Genomic DNA, 19,797 nt, shown 5'->3' with positions numbered 1-19,797 from the left:
GGTGTGCTCCGAATCGACTCAGGCGGGAACGAGGGCGGGATGCAACGCGGCGTACTCCAACGGCGCGGACGGGTCGATGGACACGCTCAGTTGGGCCGGCGCGGCACCCGCGCGCACCAGCAGGTCGCCGACCGCGGCGATCATCGCGCCGTTGTCGGTGCACAACGTCAGTGGCGGCACCCGCAGTTCCACCCCGGCGGCGGCGCACCGCTCCTCCGCGAGCGCCCGGACGCGGGAGTTGGCGGCCACCCCGCCCACCACGACCAGCGTCCCCACCTCGTACTCCCGGCAGGCGGCCAGCGCCTTACGGGTCAGCACGTCCGCGACGGCCTCCTGGAGCGAGGCGGCGCCGTCGGCCAACGGGAGCTCCGCGCCCCGGAGGCGGTACGACTCGGCCCAGCGCGCCGCGGCCGTCTTCAGGCCGGAGAAGGAGAACGCGTACGGGTCGCCCTTCCCGCTCGTCAGCGGGCGGGGGAAGGCGACGGCGCACGGGTTCCCGCCCCGGGCCGCCCGGTCGATCGCCGGCCCACCGGGGTAGGGCAGGCCGAAGATCCGGGCCGCCTTGTCGAAGCACTCGCCGGCGGCGTCGTCGATGGTGTCGCCGAGGTGCAGGATCGGATCGCGGACCAGGTCCCGCACCAGCAGTAGCGAGGTGTGGCCACCGGAAACGATCAGCACCAGGCACGGATCGGGCAACGGGCCGTGCTCCAGGGTGTCGGCCGCGACATGGCCGGCCAGGTGATGGACCCCGTAGAGCGGCACCCCGGCCGCGTACGCCAGGCTCTTCGCTCCCGCGAGCCCTACCTGGAGGGCCCCTGACAGGCCGGGGCCGGTGGTGACGGCGACGGCGTCGAGGTCGCCGAGCCGCAGCCCCGCCTGATCGAGGGCCTCCTGTACCACCGGCGTGAAGGAGTGCAGATGGGCGCGGGCGGCGATCTCCGGCACCACCCCGCCGAACCGGGCGTGCTCGGACATGCTCGACGCCACCGCGTGCGCGAGCAGCCGCCCGTCCGACACGATCCCGGCCCCGGTCTCATCGCACGACGACTCGATCCCGAGCACGATCCGGCCCTGCGGCATGGCCCACTCCCTCACGACACCCACTCATTGCCTATCTATGGTAATTGCAAGCAATGTGCAATAAGTGCTCCGCCCCCGGCCGCGGGGAACCCACACCCGGGCTCACGCCCGGTCGTCCGCCACCGGGTACGGGACGAAGGTGCTGGTGTGCTCGTCGATGTGCAGCGGGCGACCCAGGGGCGGCGCGGCCCGCTGCGGGCAGTCGAGTCGTTCGCAGACCCGGCAGCCCATCCCGATCGGGGTGGCGGTGGCACCGCTGTCGAGGTCCAGGCCGTCGGAGTAGACGAGGCGGTGGGCGTGGCGGATCTCGCAGCCGAGGCCGACGGCGAAGGTCTTGCCCGGTTCGCCCCAGCCGCCGCGGTGCCGGGTGATCGCCCGAGCCGTCCACAAGTACCGCTGCCCGTCCGGCATTTCGGCGATCTGGACGTGGATGCGGCCGGGTGCGGCGAACGCCTCGTAGACGTTCCACAGCGGGCAGGTGCCGCCGGCCCGGGAGAAGTGGAAGCCGGTCGCGGACTGGCGCTTGGACATGTTGCCGGCGCGGTCCACCCGGACGAAGGAGAACGGCACACCGCGCAGCCGCGGGCGTTGCAGGGTGCTCAGGCGGTGGCAGACGGTCTCGTAGCCGAGGCCGTAGCGGTCGGTGAGGCGCTCGATGTCGTACCGCGCCTGCTCCGCCGCGGCGTGGAAGCCGGTGTACGGCAGGATCAGGGCGGCGGCGAAGTAGTTGGCGATGCCGATGCGGGCCAGGGCGTGCGCGGGGGAGCCCGGTGGGAAGTCCTCGGCCGCCTGGGCGTCGAGCCCGTCGCGGTATTCCAGCAGGGCGAGTTGGGTGGCCATCCGGAAGGCCCGCTGCCCGGGCCGCAGGCGGGCCGACAGATGCAGGGTCCGGGTCGCGTCGTCGTAGTGGTGCAGCCGGTCGTCGGCGTCGTTGGACAGCCGGATGCCGTGCCGGTCGGCCAGCCGCGCGGTCAGGACCCGCAGCACGTCACCGGGGCGGATGCCGATCTCCGCGGCCAGTCGCTCGGCCGACTGGTCGGGCTCGTCCAGGTAGTTCTGCCGGCGGTAGAAGAAGTCCCGGATCTCCTCGTGCGGCGAGATGGGCGCCTCTTGGCCGGTGCCGCGGCCGCCCTCGCCGCCGACCAGGCGCTCGGCCAGGCGCTGGTTGCGGCGGCCGAGGTCGAGCAGGACCTGGGCGACCGCCGGCATCCGCGCGGCGAGTTCGGCCAGATCGGCGGTGGCGACCCGGGCCTCGGCGAGCTCACCGGCCAGCGCCTCGCGCAGGTCCGCGACCAGCCGGGTCGTGTCGCGCTCGGAGAAGAACGTCGGGTCGACGCCGAAGGCTTCGGACAGCCGCAGCAGCACCGGGACGGTGAGCGGGCGGGAATCGTGCTCCATCTGGTTCAGATAGCTGCGCGAGATGCCCAGGACGCGGGCCAACTCCGCCTGGTTCATTCGGCGTTCCTCGCGCAGCCGTCGCAGGCGCGCCCCCGCGTACGTCTTGCTCACCGCGTCTCCTCCGCTGTCCGAAGTCCTGGTCAGCGTAGGCGAACACGCCCGCCAGGCACATGTCGCAATGTTGGCAAATGGCCACCGGAAGATTCGCAGAAGTTGGCAACCCTCCACGGTTGTTGGCACTCAGTGTCAGTGCCAGAGTCTGAGTGCGGCCCGCCGGAACCCGTCGGGCACCGCCCGAAATCGGGGCCCGATCCACCGCCCTGACGTCGGAGATCCCGACCGCGGCGGTGCCCCACACCGGCAATATCGCGTCAAGTCCGCTCTCCGGCAGAACGGCGGGCCGCACCCCGGCAGAGCGAGAAGACGACACACGGTGCCACACCAGTCGCCCCCGCAGACAACGGTGTTGGCATCCCATCCAGACCGAGGAGACGGTGACAGTCATGGCAGAGGCGAGGAAGCAGGCGGCCGAGGAACTGGCGCGGCGCTGGGCCACCGACCCCCGGTGGCAGGGCATCGAGCGCACCTACAGCGCCGAGGACGTGATCCGGCTCTCCGGCAGCGTCCGCGAGGAGCACACCCTGGCCCGGCGCGGCGCGGAGCGCCTGTGGCGCCAACTGCACGAGCGGGACTACCTCCACGCGCTGGGTGCCCTGACCGGCGGACAGGCCGTCCAACAGGTCAAGGCCGGCCTCCAGGCCATCTACCTCTCCGGCTGGCAGGTCGCCGCCGACGCCAACCAGGCCGGCCACACCTACCCCGACCAGAGCCTGTACCCCGCCAACTCCGTGCCGCAGGTGGTCCGTCGGATCAACAACGCCCTGCTGCGCGCCGACCAGATCGCCACCGCCGAGGACGCCGGCGACACCACCGACTGGCTCGCGCCGATCGTCGCCGACGCGGAGGCGGGCTTCGGCGGCCCGCTCAACGCCTTCGAACTCACCAAGGCGATGATCGCGGCCGGCGCCGCCGGCATCCACTACGAGGACCAGCTCGCCTCCGAGAAGAAGTGCGGCCACCTCGGCGGCAAGGTCCTGGTGCCCACCTCCCAGCACATCCGCACCCTCAACGCGGCCCGCCTGGCCGCCGACCTCGCCGACGTGCCGACCCTCATCGTCGCCCGCACCGACGCCCTCGCCGCCAACCTGCTGACCAGCGACGTCGACGAGCGCGACGCCGAGTTCGTCACCGGAGAGCGCACCGCCGAGGGCTTCTACCGGGTCCGCAACGGCATGGCCCCGGTCATCGCCCGCGGCCTGGCCTACGCCCCCTACGCCGACCTCATCTGGGTCGAGACCGGCACCCCCGACCTGGCCCAGGCCCGCGAGTTCGCCGAGGCCCTCCACGCCCGCTACCCGGACCAGATGCTCGCCTACAACTGCTCGCCCTCCTTCAACTGGAAGGCCGCGCTGGACGACGACCAGATCGCCAAGTTCCAGCGCGAACTGGGCGCGATGGGCTACAAGTTCCAGTTCATCACCCTGGCCGGCTTCCACTCCCTCAACCACGGCATGTTCGACCTGGCCCACGGCTACGCCGAGCACGGCATGACCGCCTACGTCGACCTCCAGGAGAAGGAGTTCGCCGCCCAGGCCAACGGCTTCACCGCCGTCAAGCACCAACGCGAGGTCGGCACCGGCTACTTCGACCTGGTCTCCACCGCCGTCAACCCCGCCTCCTCCACCACCGCCCTGACCGGCTCCACGGAGGAGCAGCAGTTCCACTAGGGCGTGATCCGTCGGCCGTCACAGGCCCGACGCCCGACTCCTCTGGTCCACCCCGGCCGAACGGGGCGGACGCCCGCCCCGTCCGCCCCGCTCCCCACCCTCCCTCAGGAGAACCCGATGCCCCTCAGCGCACCGCCCCGATCCGTCCATGTGCTCGCCGCCCCGGGGGCGCGCCACGACGAGGTCCTCACGCCCGAGGCCCTGGACTTCGTCGGCCGGTTGACGGCGGCGTTCGCCGAGCGCCGGCGGGACCTGATGAAGGAACGCCGCCGGCAGGCCCTGCGCCTGGCCACCGGCTCCCCGCTCGACTTCCCCCTGGTCACCACCGCCGTCCGCGCCGACCCGACCTGGCGGGTGGCCCCGCCCGCCCCCGGCCTGACCGACCGCCGGGTGGAGATCACCGGACCGCCGGACCGCCGCATGGCCCTCAACGCCCTCAACTCCGGCGCCCGGGTGTGGATGGCCGACTTCGCGGACGCCACCGCCCCCACCTGGGACAACGTCATCAACGGGCAGCTGAACCTGCGCGACGCCCTCGACCGCCGGAACGACTTCACCAGCCTCGACGGCAAGGAATACCGACTCGACGCCCCCGACCGGCTCGCCACCCTCGTCGTCCGCCCGCGCGGCTGGCACCTCGACGAGGAACACCTCCACTTCGACGGCGCCCCGGTCCCCGCCGCCCTCGTCGACTTCGGCCTCTACCTCTTCCACTGCGGCCAGCGCCAGATCGACGCCGGCCACGGCCCGTACTTCTACCTGCCGAAGCTGGAGAACCGCTACGAGGCCCGGCTCTGGAACGACATCTTCGTCACCGCCCAGGACCTGCTCGGCATGCCCCGAGGCACCATCCGCGCCACCGTCCTCATCGAGACGATCACCGCCGCGTTCGAGATGGAGGAGATCCTCTACGAACTGCGCGAGCACAGCTCCGGGTTGAACGCGGGCCGCTGGGACTACCTGTTCAGCCTGATCAAGACCTTCGGCCACCGCACCGACTTCCAACTGCCGGACCGCGCCAAGGTGACCATGACCGCCCCCTTCATGCGGGCGTACACCGAACGGCTCGTCCAGACCTGCCACCGGCGCGGCGCCCACGCCATCGGCGGCATGGCCGCACACGTGCCCGGCAAGGACCCGGACGCCCACCAGGCCGCGCTCGCCAAGGTCCGACTGGACAAGGAGCGCGAGGCCGAAGACGGCTTCGACGGCTCCTGCGTCGCCCACCCCGGCCTCGTCCCCGTCTGCCGCGAGGTCTTCGACGCCGTCCTCGGGGACCGGCCGCACCAGATCGAGCGGACCCGCGACGACGTGGAGGTCACCGCGCGGGACCTGCTCTCGGTGCGCCGGATCAGCGGGCCGCCCACCCCCGAGGGGCTGCGCACCAACATCGCCGTCGCGGTGCGCTACTTCGACGCCTGGCTCCGCGGCAGCGGCGCCGTCGCCCTCAACGGCCTGATGGAGGACGCCGCGACCGCCGAGATCGCCCGCGCCCAGGTCTGGCAGTGGCTGCGCCACCGCGTCGTCGACCGGGAGACGGTGCGGCAGATCCTCGACGAGGAGCTCGCCTCCCTCGGTGCCGAGTACCCCTGGGCGGCCGTCGAAGAGGTCCGGGCGCTCTTCCAACGCACCGCCCTGACCGCCGAGTTGCCCGCCTTCTTCACGACGGACGCCTATCCCCGTCACCTCGTGCGACACCCGCAACGGGAACTCCCCACCGACGACCGGGGCTGAGGGGCCCGGGTGCGCCGCGGGGGTTGAGGGACCCGCGCGGCTGCTGTGGAACGGGGCGCGGAGCAGGCCACCAACCTGCCCCGCGCCCCGCCGCGTTCAACGCACCACCCGCTCCGCGCCGGGTTCTGGGCGCGCCACCTATCCCACCATCCGGATACCCCTTCTCGCCCATTGAGCCACTCGCTACGCTCCCCTGTTGTTGACGTGAGTCAACTTGGGGCGACCCAGGGCGACTTGAGCCGATACGCAGCGCCTTCGGGCAGGGAGACAGCCGGCAGCGAGGCGGCCGGCAGAGAGGCAGGACGATGATCGAGGCAGCGGCACTACCGACGCCCTGGCAGGTCAGGTTTCGCGCGGGCGACAACGAGGGCCTGGCCGACACGCTCAAGGCGGGCGTCGGCGGCACGACCGGCATGCGCCCCCATGAGCTGCTGGAGGCGTCCCTGGCCACCTGCCTGACCATCTCGGCGCGGATGGCGCTGGCCGAACTGGGCGTCGTCGAGGCCGAGGTGAGCGTCCGGGTCCACCTGGCGCGCGAGGAGACCGCGACCCGCTTTTGCTACGAACTCTCCCTCGACCCGGAGCTCGCGGCGCACCGCCCCGCGGTCCTCGAACGCCTCGCCCGCTCACCGGTCCGCGCGACCCTGAGCAAGCCGCTGTCCTTCGACCCGTCCTGACCCGCGGCCGCGCCGCCCGTAGGGCCACGCCCCTCCCGAAAAGCGCCGCCCGCGCTCGCCGGCATTCCCCGCCACACCGCTGACGAACTCCTCGGCCACAATGCGTATTTCTCTCGGGATAACTCTTCGTGGGTGGATGCAGGGGACTCAGTAGCAGATGAAATGGCGTTTTCGGAAAGCGGCGAACGAGGGGGAGAGGTCCTCATGATGGGGCCCCGATCCGAGAAGGCATCGGCATCGGTGAGCACGAACCAGCCGGGCCGTTAAGTCGTATGGAAGTACGGGCTGACCTGCGGCGCACTGCTTCTGCGCCTTTTGCGCGACCAAAACGGACCGGTTCCCCAGCATCCGCCCTCCTGTGATACGGATTTCGCTGATACGCTCCACAGCGTCCATCCGCCCCGAACGGTTGGCGCAGCCGGCGACGAGGTCCAGCAACCCGCGGACAAAGAGCTTTCCGGAGGGCCGATCGCCGGGGCCAATTGGCCAGTATTCCGGCACGATTTCCCTCGCAACGGAGCGAGCATTCCATGCCCGATGAAATGTCCTCCCTTCCTGGCCCGCGGCTCGGCGCCGTGCGGGTCGGCGGGTCCCAGCCGCTCCCCACGGGCGTACGCGATGCACCGGACCTCCCGCAACGCGACGGGCCGCACCCGCTCGCCGCATCGTCCGAAGACCCCCGGCGGGACGGCCTCGTTGACGCCGGCGCGACGCGGACCGCCGCCATGGTCGAGGCGACCGCCGCGCTGCACGAAGGGCTCGGGCGGCTCTGCCCGGACACCCCGGGCCCGGCGCTCAGCGCCGAACTGATGGGCCGGGACGGGGCCGTTCCCCCCGACGACGCCGGCTCCACGCAGCGCGACCTCCGGTTGCACGCGGCCCTGATCTCACCGGTACGCCATCTCCTCGACGCCGGCGGCAAGCGCTGGCGCGCCCATCTCATGGCCCGCGTCCTGGAGATCTACGGCGTCAGCCCGCACCGCTACGCCGAGCTCATCGCCGCCTGCGAAATGGGGCACGCCGGTTCGCTGATGGTCGACGACGTCGAGGACACCTCGCCGGTCCGCCGCGGAAGCCCGGCGGCCCACATGCTCTTCGGCGAGGCCACCGCCATCAACGCGGGGACCGCGGCCTACTTCAGCGTCGACCGGGCCATCCGGCGCTGCTTCCCGGACGACGCCGAACTCCGCCTGGCGGTCTACGAGACCTACCTCGCCAACCTGCGAGCCACCCACGCCGGCCAGGCACTGGACATCCAGGGCCACCAGAAGGAGATGACCGCGGCGTTGGCCACCGGCGACCCGGAGCCGCTGCTGACCATGCTGACGCTCACCCACCGGTTGAAGACCGGCGCCCAGGTCCGTGCGGTGTGCGAGATCGCCTCCCTCGCCGGGCGCGCGACGCCCCAACAGCGCGCTGCGCTGGGGGAGTTCGGCGAGGCCGTCGGTCTCGCGTACCAGATCACCGACGACGTGAGCGACCTGCGCGGAGTGATGCACCGCGACCGGGCCACCAAGCGCGTGGCCGAGGACCTGCACAACGCCAAGGTCACCTTCCCGCTGGCCCACGCCGTGACGCTGCTGCCGCGCGACGAGGCGGCGGAACTGTGGCGCACCCTGCAGGCCGAGCCGGACGAGCGCGCCGTGCGCCGCGCGGCCCGGACCATCGACGCCAGCGGAGCCGTCCAGCGGTGCGAGGAGCAGGCAACGGCGCTGCTGGACCAGGCATGGACCGCCGTGCGGCCGCACCTTCCCGACTCCCCGCACACCACCGCGCTCGCCGAGGCGGCCACCGCCGTCGTCCGCCGCACGTGGAACACCTGAGCTGGAGCGCCTGAGACGGAAGCCTCCGCGCCTGCCTGAGCCCGGGGGTGACGAGCCCGACGGTAACAAAATAGTTCGGATGCCGATATAATTAGGGAGTGGTAGAGCCTCAAGCCGTGGAGCAGGGGGAAGCGTGACCGGACAGCCGATGCCTCGATCCCGCTCCGCGCTACAGGCACTGGCCCGCGAGCGGCCCCGGCCGCAGCGCATACGCGGCTATCCGCACGCCTGGTGGCTGGCGGTGGCGACGGTCTGTTTCGGGGCCTTCATGGGGCAGCTCGACGCCAGCATCGTGACGCTGACCTACGGCAGCCTGCGGGACGAGTTCGGCGCCTCGTTGGCGGCGGTGGAGTGGGTGTCGCTGGCGTACCTGCTGACGCTGGTCGCCCTGCTCGTACCGATGGGCCGGCTCTCGGACGCCCACGGCCGCAAGCTGATGTACCTCTACGGGTTCGTGGTCTTCACGGTGGCATCGGCGGCCTGCGGCCTGGCGCCCGCGCTCGGCGCACTGGTGGGCTTCCGGGTCCTCCAGGCAGCCGGGGCGGCACTGATGCAGGCCAACAGCGTGGCGCTGGTGGCCACGAGCGCGCCACCGAACCGCATGCGGACCGCGCTGGGCGTCCAGGCAGCGGCCCAGGCACTCGGCCTGGCACTGGGCCCGACCGTGGGCGGCGCCCTGGTCTCGACGCTGGGCTGGCGCTGGGTGTTCGGCGTCAACGTGCCCATCGGGCTGGTGGCCCTGATCGCCGGGCACTACCTGCTGCCCCGGACGCGCGCCCACCACCGCACGTCGGGTTTCGACTGGGCGGGGTTGGGGCTGTTGGCGTTGGCGACGACCTCCGCGCTGCTGGGGGTCTCGGCCGCCTCCGGACTCCCGGTGCCCGGATGGGGCGTCGCCCTGCTGTTCGTCGTGGCGGCCGCCGCGGGATGGGCCTTCGTCGTCCGGCAGCGCCGCGCCGCCGCTCCGCTGCTGGACCTGGCGCTGCTCCGGGTGCGGACGGTCTCGGCCGGTCTGGTCGGCGCGCTCTGCGGCTATCTGGTCCTCTTCGGCCCGCTGGTGCTGGTGCCGATCGTGCTGACGACGGGCGGAGCGTCGGAACTGGTGGCCGGACTGGTGCTGACGGCGCTGCCCGCCGGCTTCGCCCTGGGCGCGACCGCGGCCGACCGCCTGTTGCCGACCGGCATGTCCGACCGCGGACGCTGTCTCCTGGGCGCGCTGGTGTGCGTCGGCGCGCTGGCCGTCATGCTCGCCGTCCCGATGACGTCCGGGAGCCTGCCCCCCGTCCTCGTCCTGCTGGGCCTGGGGCTCGGGACGTTCACCCCGGCCAACAACGCGCTGATCATGGGCGCGATTCCGGCCGGCTCCTCGGGCACCGGCGGGGGCCTGGTGAACATGGCCCGCGGCCTGGGCACCGCGCTCGGCGTCGCGCTGGTCACCCTCGCCCTGCACGTCGCCCCGCTCGGCACCGCCGGACTGAACGGCGCGCGCTGGGCGTTGCTGGTCCTGCTCGCCGCGGCGATGCTCTCCGTTGCCGCCGCCGCACTCGGCCCTCGGAGCGCGCGACGGCGCGCTGTACGCGACGCTGGCGGCCGGCGGCGACAACCGGTCATCTCGCCGCCGAGCGAGGGCTGTTGACCTCAAGGGCCTCAAGGATCTCAAGGACTTCAACGGTCAACGGCGAGTAGCCGAGCCGACCCAACCCGCGCACGGACCACCCGGCGCCCCGACTACGTACCGGCCTCGTCGCCCTCCAGATGCCCGGCGATGCGAAGCAGGGCGGGCAGGGCGGCGCGGACGGCTGCGCGATCCGCCTCGCCCAGCGCGCCCAGCGCGTCGTCGAGGCGCCGTTCATGAGCGTTGGTCCAGGCAGTGAGCTGGGTCCGGCCGGCCTCGGTGAGGGTGACGACGGAGGCGCGACGATCGGACGGATCGACGCCGCGGGCCACCAGCCCGGAATTGATCATCTGGCCGATCAGCCCACTGACCGTGCTGGCGGCGAGGCGCTGACGGGCGGCGAGATCGCTGACCCGGGCCGGGGAGTGCTCCGCGAGGACCTGGAGCAACTCGACCTGGGCCATGGGCAGTTGTTCCCACGGATAGTCCGTGCGGATGGAGGCGCGCAGCGCGCGCCGCAGCCGGGTCACGGCCTCGGTGAGCAGACGGGCATCCGTGGAACCCACGGAGGGCGAGGCCGGTGGGCAATCGGGGCGGGACTGACGTGGCATGGGAGGACTTTAACCGCGGAGCCCGGTGCGACGACCAAGAGCTTCGGTGCCCGATGTATTGTCGAGCGGTCCCGCACCGGAACATTCCGGGTCTGACGTCGAGAGTGGTCGAGTTGATGGTTCTGGCATATCTGCCGAGTCCTTCGCAGGGGGTCTGGCACCTGGGCCCGGTGCCGATCAGGGCCTACGCGCTCTGCATCATCGCGGGGATCTTCGCGGCGGTGTGGCTCACCCGCCGCCGATGGGCGGCGCGCGGTGGCGTCGCCGACGACATCGCCGATATCGCCGTGTGGGCCGTCCCGTTCGGCCTGCTCGGCGGGCGTCTCTACCACGTCATCACCGACCCGGAGCTGTACTTCGGCGCCGGTCGCGAACCCATCCGCGCCCTGTACGTGTGGGATGGCGGCCTGGGCATCCCGGGGGCCGTCGCGCTCGGCGCGTTCGGTGCCTGGCTGGGCTGCCGGCGACGCGGCATCAAACTGGCGGACTTCGCCGACGCCGCCGCGCCCGGCCTGGTGCTGGCCCAGGCAATGGGCCGGTGGGGCAACTACTTCAACCAGGAACTCTTCGGCGGCCCCACCTCACTGCCGTGGAAGCTGCTCATCGACCCCGCGCACCGGCCGCCCGGCTACGAGAACGTCGCGTTCTACCACCCCACGTTCCTGTACGAGTCGTTGTGGGACGTCGGCGTGATGGCCCTACTGCTCTGGCTCGACCGTCGCTACCGGCTCCGCGACGGCCGGTTGTTCGCCTGCTACGTCCTGGCCTACACGGCCGGCCGGGCCTGGATCGAGGCGCTGCGCATCGACCACGCCAACCACTTCCTCGGCCTGCGCCTCAACGACTGGGTCTCCCTCGCCCTCTTCCTCGCGGCGGCGGGCTACCTGATCGCCACCCGGCGCCGGCAGCGCGACGCGTCCGGGAAGACGGCCGGGAGCGATGGCGGCTGACGCCGTGCGGCGCGCCGGGTCTGGCAGCGGCGTTGGCGGGGGGTTAGGCGGTGGCGGTCGACTTGAAGTCGGCCGCCACGTTGGCTTTGTGCTCGCCGTACGGCCGCACCACCTCTCAGACGGCCGTTGGTTGCTCCGGGCCGGCCGGCTCACCCGACCCGGCCGGCCCGTTCGGCTCAACCGGCTCGATCGGCTCGTCGGCGAGGTAGGGCGGGGCGGGCTCGTACTGGATGTAGCGGCGCACGGCACGGGCGTGGTCGCGGCCGTGCAGCCGGCCGATCAGCCACAGCGCCATGTCGATTCCGGCGGACACGCCCTGGCTGGTGGCCAGTTGGCCGTCGACGACATAGCGCGCGTCGCGGACCACGGTGATGTCTCCGCGCGCCTGAAGGGCGTCCTCGAACGCGTGGTGAGTGGCCACCCGACGGCCCCGGGCCGGGCCCGCCTCGTGCAACAGCAATGAACCGGTGCACACGCTGGTGGTCCAGGCGGACTGGGCGGAGGTCCGGCGAACCCACTCGATGAGTGCGGGGTTGGAGACCTGTGTGCGGGTGCCGTTCCCACCGGGCACGAGCAGCACATCGAGCGGCGGATGGTCATCGAAGGTGTGGTCGGGCAGCACCCGCATGCCCTTGTTGCAGCGGACGATGTCTGGCCGTTCGGCGATCAACACGGCGGTGTCCCGCTGCCCGCCGCCCTGTTGCTCGCGGAGCATGGCGGAGGAGGTGAAGACTTCCCAGGGGCCGACGAAGTCCAGTTCCTCGGCCCCGTCGAACACCAACAGCCCGTAGGTCGTGCCGTGCGCCCCAGGCACCCTGCGCGTCGTCATGCGTACTCCTTGATGGTTCGGAATCTGTCCCGGTACTCGGACGGCGCGACGCCGACCTGTCGGTGGAAGGAACGCCGCAGCGTCTCCGCGGTACCGAAGCCGCAGCGACGGGCGATGGTCTCGACCGAGTCCTCGCCGTCGATCAGGGCCCGGCGCGCGGCCTCCACGCGCACCCGTTCCACGAACGCCGCGGGAGGTATGCCGAGTTCGGCGGCGAAGCGGCGCTGTAGGTGACGGGGGCTCAGGCCCGCCTGCGCGGCGAGATCGGCGATGCCGTGCCGGGCCCCGGGGTCCGCATGGATCGCCGACACCGCGGCCCGGATCGGATCGCTGGACGGCTGGCGCGACCACAGCGGCACACTGAACTGTGACTGGCCGCCGGGCCGGCGCAGGAAGAGCACCAGTTCCTGGGCGACGGTATGGGCGGTGTCCCGGCCCAAGTCATCCTCCACCAGGGCCAGTGCGAGATCCATGCCTGCCGTCACGCCGGCCGAGGTCCACACCCGCCCGTCCCTGATGAAGATCGGGTCGCAGTCCACCCGCAATTGCGGGTGCTGCCGGGCGAGTTGGTCGGCCCGGGACCAGTGGGTGGTGACCCGGTGGTCCTCGACGAGCCCGGCGGCCGCCAACAGGAACACCCCGCTGCACACCGACGTAACGCGGCGGGCCGAAGCCCCGGCCGCGGCGACCCACTCGACCAGCGCGCCGTCCCGCACCGCCCGGTCCACGCCGTATCCGCCCGCCACCACCAGGGTGTCGATGCCACGCGGGTCGAGATCGGCAACGCCGTGTCCGGCGTGGACGGACAGGCCGCTGGACGGCCGCACCGGCCCGGCGTCGGGCGCCAGGACCTGGCAGTCGTAGCCGCCCGCCAGTCTCCCCGCGTACTGGAACACCTCATGCGGGCCCACCAGATCCAGTGCCTGGAACCCGTCGAAAATCACAAACACAATGCGGCGTTGATGCACGTCCTCAGCCTGCTCGCCCCAACCAATGGCGTCAACGACAGGCATCCCACGATTCGCGCCATCGCGCGCCGCGCCCGCTTGACGACGCCGAAGCCCCCTCGACAACGCCCAAGGGCCAGGGCCCACTTCGCGGCGGGGCCCTTACACAAGGCCCATGCGGAGGCCGTATGCAACGCGTTTCCAACCGCGGAATCGCTAGGTGACGTCCGCAGACGTGTCGGATGATGAGGGGAACTGGCCCGGGTGTTGGGGCCAGGTGACGCTCGACGGTCCGGGAGTCCGGATGAACGCGGATACCGGGGGCGTCGTCAGTTCGTTCAAGGGGGACGTCTTCAGGTGACTGGCAACGGGAGTGCGAATGCGAACGGCCGGGCCGCCCGCCGGAAGGCAGGCACGGCCGCGGTCGCCACGGACTCCACCACCGTGCCCGAGAAGCCGAGTTGGACGCTCACCGCATTCGGCGTGCTCCTGACGGCGGGCGTGCTCGCACTGGCGGCCTGGTTGATGTCCTTTGCCTGGCCGGCGTTCGCCTATCACGCGGCCCTGGCCGGCACGCCCGGGAAACTCACCTCCGCCCACTGCTATGTCACCGGCAGCGGCAAGTCCGCCAGGCGCGAGTGCACCGGCACGTTCACCGCCTTGAACGGCACCTTCACCGACACCTCGGCGCATGTCTACGAGGTGATCCGGTACACCGGCGACGGCCCGATGAGACTTCAACGCCGGTCCGACGGTGGCTACACCCAACCCGAGCCGGCGCAGGCAGCGCTGATGCTCGGGGTGGTCTGCGGCATCGTGTGCGGCGCGGCGGGGCTGTTGTCCCTCGTCTGCGTGGGGCCCCGACGGGTCACGGTCGAGAAGGGCGTGTCGCTGCGAGCGAACCCGCCACCGTGGGGCGTGTTGCTCCTGGTACTCAGCAGAATGACCGCGGCCGCGGCGGCCGCGGTGGCCCTGTCGTTCGTGATGTTCTTCGTGCTGCTGATCGGTGAGTTGGTCTTCTGAGGCGGGTGCGCGGGAGGAGTGGGACCCGGCGCGGCGTGCGGAGGGGGAGGCTGCGCCCCTCGTACTGGCAGTTGGGGCCGGGCAGTTGACGGCCTAGTCGGCCATGCGGCGGCTGATCAGTTCCAAGAGGCGGAGGACCGCCGCGTCCGCGTCGGGGCGGCGCACGGCGACCACGGTGGTCTCCAGGCGCCGTGACGTGCCGTGGAGCATGACGAAGGAGACGCCGGGGACGGCGAAGTCCCGCAGGCGTTCGGGCAACAGGGCGATGCACAGTCCGGAGGCGACATAGCTGAACAGACCGGTGAGGTCGTCGGCCACCGCGCGCCCACGGGGCGTGAACCCGGCCTCGCTACAGGCGAGTTGGATCTGCTGGGCCAGCACCGGAAGCTGCCTGGCGTCCGGGAGGACGAAGCCCTCGCCGCTCAACTCGCTCAGGTGGATCTCGTCGGCGTCGGCCAGCCGGTGGTCGTGCGGCACCGCGGCGATGATCCGCTCGACGGCGAAGTCATGCCTGGTGAGTTCGTCCGACAGCCGTGAGGGGTCGCGCAGGAACCCGAGGTCCAGGGTGCCGGAGCGGACCATCTCGGCGACGGCGGCCGAGGAGTCCTGATGCAGATGGATGCGCAGACCCGGCAACTCCTCGGCCGCGGCGCGCAGAAGCCCGGGAAGGTAGTGGTGACTGAGGATGCTCACATACCCCACCCGGACGTCTCCCTCCAGGCCGCTCGCGATGCGTCGGGCCCGCCCGATGGCCGCGGACTGTGCATCGAGGAGTCGCCGGGCGTCCACGGCGAAGGCTTCCCCCGCCGCGGTCAGTCGGACACCGCCCGGGCTGCGCTCGAACAGCCGCACATCCAGGCCGCGTTCCAGTCGCTGGATCGACTGGCTCAGCGGCGGTTGGCTCATGGAAAGCCGCTCCGCGGCACGACCGAAGTGCTTCTCCTCGGCCACCACCAAAAACTGCTCCAGCAGCCGTTTCGTCAGGCTGATATCGTCCATCATATTGGTCATAGCTGGATCATATAGTTGACAGACATTGTCGGCGGTCGGGCACTGATGTCGGCGCCCGTGTCGGATTGCCGAGCCTGGTTGGCCCGCCCGCGGATCGCGTGACCAGGGTGCTTTGTCGGCCGGGCCGAGTGTGGATCTACTTCTCGCCCGGGTCGCGCCTCGGCTAGTTGAAAGAATGTCAAAAGGACGCGATAAGCGTATTTTCCGAGCGGCCTGGTAGTGAGTTTACCGGGGCGGGCGTGCCGTTACCGGAGCTGGGGTGAATCTTTATTCATGACACCCGTCGGTTCGGCTGCTTTGCGCCAGTCCGGACGAGCGTTTATGGGCGCGCCACTCAATCCTAGAGTTATTTATTGCGCGCGTTGATGAGTATTTAGGGATTTATGCGCACTATGCCCGGTAAGCACCGTTTGCCTTGTTTCGCGGGAGTGGGTGGTGTGGTGACGTTCTTGGATTTCGAGCGTTCGGCAGGGCATGGAAGAGCAGGTGGTGAGCGCTGCATCATGTTGCGTCACGCCGTGGCCAAACCTTGTCGATATCGCGAGTTTGATCGTTTTCCATTCTGCGTAAGTTTGCAATTTTGGTTGGCCTACACCTGGCTGGCTTGGCAACGGTGCAGACCCCTACGTTCTTCAACGATCGCGTTCAGTTGGATCAGAAAGGGGGCTGCGTGCCGGGAACTTGGTCTGGCGTTCGACTTCTGTCGGAACTGATCCGGGGTGAATGTTCGAGGCCGCGCGGTGGGTCGCAGATGGATCGCCGTGCGGTTTCCTCGGGCGCGTCGTCGCCTGGGCGGTGAAAGCTGGGAGCGCAGTGTTCCCGTGGGTGCGGGGGAGTTGCTGTGTCCTCGTGTGAGGATTTCCGGCCGCGGTGAGGGGCGGGTGGCCGGGCGTCTTCCGCCGGGTGGGGAGAGCGATTCGGGAAAACGGCGAGCGGCTCCACCGGCGGTGCGCGGGACGGGCGTGAGATGCCGATGTGATGTGCCGTCGGGGCGGTCCGCGGTCGATGCGACCTGGGGCGATGCGCCTGAGCCCGTCGATCGGGCCGCCGGTGCCGGATGCGTTGCCGACCATCGCGCAGGGGAAATCAGGGGCATTCCCGTTCGGATGTGACGGCCGGCTGGCGGCCTGGTGATCGGGCCGGGTGCGCGCCGCCAACTTGCCGTTCCGCGGCGCGATTTCTGCCGACTGCGTCTCCATGACGCATTGCGGTTGCGTGCTTCGTGAATCGAATTCAGCCCGCTGGTACGGGCATTAGGTGCTCAAGGAGCTCAGGTGGGTAGAGAATCCGCCGGTGTCGCGGCAGGTGCGTCGGCCGAAACCGCGACGACGGCAAGTAGCGGCAGCAGAGCGACAGTTGACCTGGAGAAAGAGTTTTCCGCGCTGCTGGTCGAAGTCATGCGCGTCGAACAAGTGTCGCTCGACGGTCATTTCTTTGACGACCTGGGCGCGGACTCGCTGGTGATGGCGCATTTCTGTGCCCGCGTCAGGAAACGCGACGACCTGCCGCCGGTATCGATGAAGGACGTCTACAAGCACTCCACGATCCGAAGTCTGGCGGCGGCATTGGTCGATGCCATCCCCCAGCCCGCAGCCGCGTCCACCGCCCATGCGGAGATCCCGGTAGAACCGCCGCACCCCGGAAGTACCGTCCGCTATGTGGCGTGTGGCGCCGCGCAGTTGGCGTTCTTCCTCGGGTATTCCTACCTCGTCGCGCTCGCCACCACGAGGGGCTACGCCTGGGTTTCCAGAGGATCGGGGCTCGTCGGCGTCTACGGGCGGGCCATCGTCTTCGGCAGCGCCGAATTCGTCGGCCTGTGCTCGTTTCCGGTCATGGTCAAGTGGATCCTCATCGGACGGTGGACGCCCCGCGAGTTCCCGGTCTGGGGAGTGACGTATCTGCGCTTCTGGATCGTCAAGGTGTTGGTGCACGCCAACCCGATAGTGCTGCTCATCGGCAGCCCCGGGTATGTGCTCTACCTCCGGGCCCTCGGCGCGAGGATCGGCAAGCACGTCACGATCCTGTCCCACCACGTCCCCGTCTGCACCGACCTGCTCACCATCGGTACCGGCAGCGTGCTCCGCAAGGACTCGTTCTTCCTCTGCTACCGGGCCCACGCCGGGCGGATCCAGACCGGCACAGTCACCCTCGGCCGCAACGTCTTCATCGGCGAGCGGACCGTGTTGGACATCGACACCGCGCTGGGCGACGGGGCCCAACTCGGCCACACCTCAACCCTCCAACGTGGCGAGGCCGTGCCGGCCGGCCGACGGTGGCACGGCTCGCCGGCGCAACCCACGGAGCTGAACTACGTGCGGGTCGCGCCGACCCAGTGCGGCACCCTCCGACGAGCAGCCTTCGGAGTGCTCACCCTCGCCAAGACACTGCTGATCACCGTGCCGTTGACCATCTCGCTCTTCTCCCTGCTCTGGAGCGGGGTGCCCGTGCTGGGAGGCCAGGGCGACCTGGACGAACAACCCCTCACCTCACCGGTGTTCTACCTCAACGCCCTACTGCTCTCCCTCGTGCTGTTCTTCGGTTTCGTCATCGTCGGACTGGCGGTGCTGACCACCGTCCCGCGCCTGTTGCACCGGGTCATCAAGCCCGGCGCGGTGTATCCGCTGTACGGCTTCCGCTACGCGGTGCACCGTTCGGTGGCGCGGATGACCAACCTGAAGTTCTTCATCTGGCTGTTCGGCGACAGTTCCTACATCGTCCACTACCTGCGCAGCCTGGGATACGACCTCTCCCACGTCGAGCAGACCGGTTCGAACTTCGGCAGCGCCGTACAGCACGAGTCACCGTTCTCCAACAGCGTCGGCAGCGGCACGATGGTCGCCGACGGACTCTCCATCATCAACGCCGAGTTCTCCGGCACGTCCTTCAGCGTCGTGCCCACCACGATCGGCAGGCAGAACTTCCTCGGCAACTTCATCGCCTATCCGTCCGGCGGTCGGACCGGCGACAACTGCCTGTTGGCCACCAAGGTGATGGTGCCGCTCGACGGCGAAATCCGGGAGGGCGTGGGACTGTTGGGTTCGCCCAGCTTCGAGATCCCGCGGACGGTGGAGCGCGACAGCCGCTTCGACCACCTGCGCAGCGGCGACGAACTGCGCCACCGCCTGGCCGCCAAGAACCGGTACAACCTCCGCACCATCGGCCTGGTGCTGCTCATCCGTTGGGCGCACTTCTTCGGCCTGACCGTGTTGAGCGTGGCGACCGCCAACCGCGAGGACTGGCTCGGCAACCTGCTGGACGCCGGGTTCCTGGTGGGCGTCATGGCCTTCACCGCCGTCTACTACGCGCTGGTCGAACGGTGCCTGACGCGGTTCCGCCCGCTACAACCACAGGTGTGCTCCATCTACGACCCGCACTTCTGGCACCAGGAGCGACTGTGGAAGGTGCCCGACACCCACTTCAACGCCTTCAACGGCACCCCGTTCAAGAACGTCCTGTGGCGGATGCTGGGCGTCCGGCTCGGCCGTCGGGTCTTTGACGACGGCTGCTACCTCACCGAACGCACGCTCACCACCATCGGCGACGACTGCACCCTGAACGCCGGCAGCAAGATCCAGTGCCACTCGCAGGAGGACGGCACCTTCAAGTCCGACCGCAGCGCGCTCGGCGCCGGATGCACCGTCGGGGTGGGCGCGCTGGTGCATTACGGCGTGACGATGGAGGAGGGCGCGGTACTGGCCGCCGACTCCTTCCTGATGAAGGGCGAAGAGGTGCCCCGGAACGCCCGGTGGGCGGGGAACCCGGCCGTGCAGATCCAGGGCAACCGCAGCCAACACACCGCTCACGCTCCCACAGACACCGCGCAGGCACCCGGCCCAACGAACGGCAGTCAACTGCCGTTGCGGAACCCTCAACCCCGCAGCGCGGCCGTCACCAAGACCGCACCGAGCTGACGGGCCCACCCACCCGCCACTCACCCAGCACGACACCCGTCACCATCGCCTCGCCACGGCCGGCCAGCAGCGCCGCCACGACACGAGCCAACGGAGGAAGCACGATGACCAAGTCCATGGACGACGACCGGGAGTACTGGCGGCAGGCCCTCACTGCGGGCGGCTTCACCGCGATCCCGCGATGGGCCCCCGAACCGCAGCCCGGCATCGCGGTCCACGAACAGCCGCTTCCCAGGGACCTGGTGAGGCGTCTGGACCAGTGGACCGACGCACAGGAAGTCCCCCTGAACGCCGTACTGTTGGCCGCGCACGCCAAGGTGCTCGCCGCGCTCTCCGGGGAGGCGGAGGTGACCTGCGGCTACCGGCCCGCCGAGGGTGGGCCGGCGCTGCCGTGCCGGGTG

The 19,797-nt window shown here is 70.4% G+C and carries 14 protein-coding genes and 1 pseudogene; 9 read left to right on the top strand and 6 right to left on the bottom strand.

The features are described 5' to 3' along the window. Positions 1–18: 18 nt before the first annotated feature. Positions 19–1,080 carry a tRNA (adenosine(37)-N6)-threonylcarbamoyltransferase complex transferase subunit TsaD gene (tsaD, locus tag ACFVFQ_RS35110; RefSeq protein WP_383424083.1) on the bottom strand — a complete coding sequence of 354 codons (1,062 nt, stop codon included), beginning with the start codon at positions 1,078–1,080 and terminating at the stop codon, positions 19–21. Between the two features lie 102 nt (positions 1,081–1,182). After that, a complete protein-coding gene (locus ACFVFQ_RS35105) occupies positions 1,183–2,589 on the bottom strand; it encodes a short-chain fatty acyl-CoA regulator family protein (RefSeq protein WP_383424081.1) in 1,407 nt (468 codons plus the stop codon). A 392-nt stretch (positions 2,590–2,981) separates the two neighbouring features. On the opposite strand from ACFVFQ_RS35105, the gene aceA reads away from it, so the two are divergent. From aceA to ACFVFQ_RS35080, 5 genes are all read left to right on the top strand, one after another. Then, positions 2,982–4,265 carry an isocitrate lyase gene (aceA, locus tag ACFVFQ_RS35100; protein ID WP_383424079.1) on the top strand — a complete coding sequence of 428 codons (1,284 nt, stop codon included), beginning with the start codon at positions 2,982–2,984 and terminating at the stop codon, positions 4,263–4,265. Positions 4,266–4,382: 117 nt separating this feature from the next. Continuing rightward, the gene (gene aceB, locus ACFVFQ_RS35095) at positions 4,383–5,999 is read left to right on the top strand and encodes a malate synthase A (protein WP_383424076.1); all 1,617 of its coding nucleotides are present in this window, start codon (positions 4,383–4,385) and stop codon (positions 5,997–5,999) included. A gap of 305 nt (positions 6,000–6,304) precedes the next feature. After that, on the top strand, positions 6,305–6,676 hold the full coding sequence (locus ACFVFQ_RS35090) for an OsmC family protein (RefSeq protein ID WP_383424073.1): 372 nt from the start codon (positions 6,305–6,307) through the stop codon (positions 6,674–6,676). 530 nt (positions 6,677–7,206) lie between these two features. After that, a complete protein-coding gene (locus tag ACFVFQ_RS35085) occupies positions 7,207–8,499 on the top strand; it encodes a polyprenyl synthetase family protein (protein WP_383424071.1) in 1,293 nt (430 codons plus the stop codon). A 148-nt stretch (positions 8,500–8,647) separates the two neighbouring features. Continuing rightward, positions 8,648–10,135: an MFS transporter gene (locus tag ACFVFQ_RS35080; RefSeq protein WP_383424068.1), complete on the top strand. Its 1,488-nt coding sequence runs from the start codon at positions 8,648–8,650 to the stop codon at positions 10,133–10,135. A 92-nt stretch (positions 10,136–10,227) separates the two neighbouring features. On the opposite strand, the gene ACFVFQ_RS35075 is transcribed toward ACFVFQ_RS35080, so the two are convergent. Then, positions 10,228–10,725, bottom strand: a complete 498-nt coding sequence (locus ACFVFQ_RS35075) for a MarR family winged helix-turn-helix transcriptional regulator (protein ID WP_383424066.1) — start codon at positions 10,723–10,725, stop codon at positions 10,228–10,230. 116 nt (positions 10,726–10,841) lie between these two features. Here ACFVFQ_RS35075 and lgt point away from each other — a divergent pair, with 116 nt between their 5' ends. Further along, positions 10,842–11,675, top strand: a complete 834-nt coding sequence (lgt, locus tag ACFVFQ_RS35070; RefSeq protein WP_383424063.1) for a prolipoprotein diacylglyceryl transferase — start codon at positions 10,842–10,844, stop codon at positions 11,673–11,675. Between the two features lie 115 nt (positions 11,676–11,790). On the opposite strand, the gene ACFVFQ_RS35065 is transcribed toward lgt, so the two are convergent. Continuing rightward, positions 11,791–12,504: a DJ-1/PfpI family protein gene (locus tag ACFVFQ_RS35065; RefSeq protein WP_383424060.1), complete on the bottom strand. Its 714-nt coding sequence runs from the start codon at positions 12,502–12,504 to the stop codon at positions 11,791–11,793. Continuing rightward, positions 12,501–13,517, bottom strand: coding sequence for a GlxA family transcriptional regulator (locus tag ACFVFQ_RS35060; RefSeq protein WP_383424058.1), 1,017 nt, complete (start codon positions 13,515–13,517; stop codon positions 12,501–12,503). Before ACFVFQ_RS35060 ends, ACFVFQ_RS35065 begins: the two co-directional genes overlap by 4 nt. A 291-nt stretch (positions 13,518–13,808) precedes the next feature. Between ACFVFQ_RS35060 and ACFVFQ_RS35055 the strand changes: the two genes are divergently transcribed. Next, positions 13,809–14,474 carry a hypothetical protein gene (locus ACFVFQ_RS35055; protein WP_383424055.1) on the top strand — a complete coding sequence of 222 codons (666 nt, stop codon included), beginning with the start codon at positions 13,809–13,811 and terminating at the stop codon, positions 14,472–14,474. Positions 14,475–14,567: 93 nt separating this feature from the next. Here ACFVFQ_RS35055 and ACFVFQ_RS35050 read toward each other — a convergent pair whose 3' ends face one another. Next, positions 14,568–15,485, bottom strand: a complete 918-nt coding sequence (locus ACFVFQ_RS35050; protein WP_383424053.1) for a LysR family transcriptional regulator — start codon at positions 15,483–15,485, stop codon at positions 14,568–14,570. Between the two features lie 1,274 nt (positions 15,486–16,759). Between ACFVFQ_RS35050 and ACFVFQ_RS35045 the strand changes: the two genes are divergently transcribed. Both ACFVFQ_RS35045 and ACFVFQ_RS35040 read left to right on the top strand, forming a co-directional pair. Then, positions 16,760–19,396: a Pls/PosA family non-ribosomal peptide synthetase gene (locus ACFVFQ_RS35045; protein WP_383424050.1), complete on the top strand. Its 2,637-nt coding sequence runs from the start codon at positions 16,760–16,762 to the stop codon at positions 19,394–19,396. Between the two features lie 104 nt (positions 19,397–19,500). Then, a pseudogene (locus ACFVFQ_RS35040) lies at positions 19,501–19,797 on the top strand (non-ribosomal peptide synthetase); the annotation flags it as partial.

The organism is Streptomyces sp. NPDC057743 (assembly GCF_042798755.1).
GTDB lineage: Bacteria > Actinomycetota > Actinomycetes > Streptomycetales > Streptomycetaceae > Streptomyces.
The sequence above is the reverse complement of the archived record's forward strand: the minus strand, read 5'-3'. Positions and strand labels throughout refer to the sequence as shown.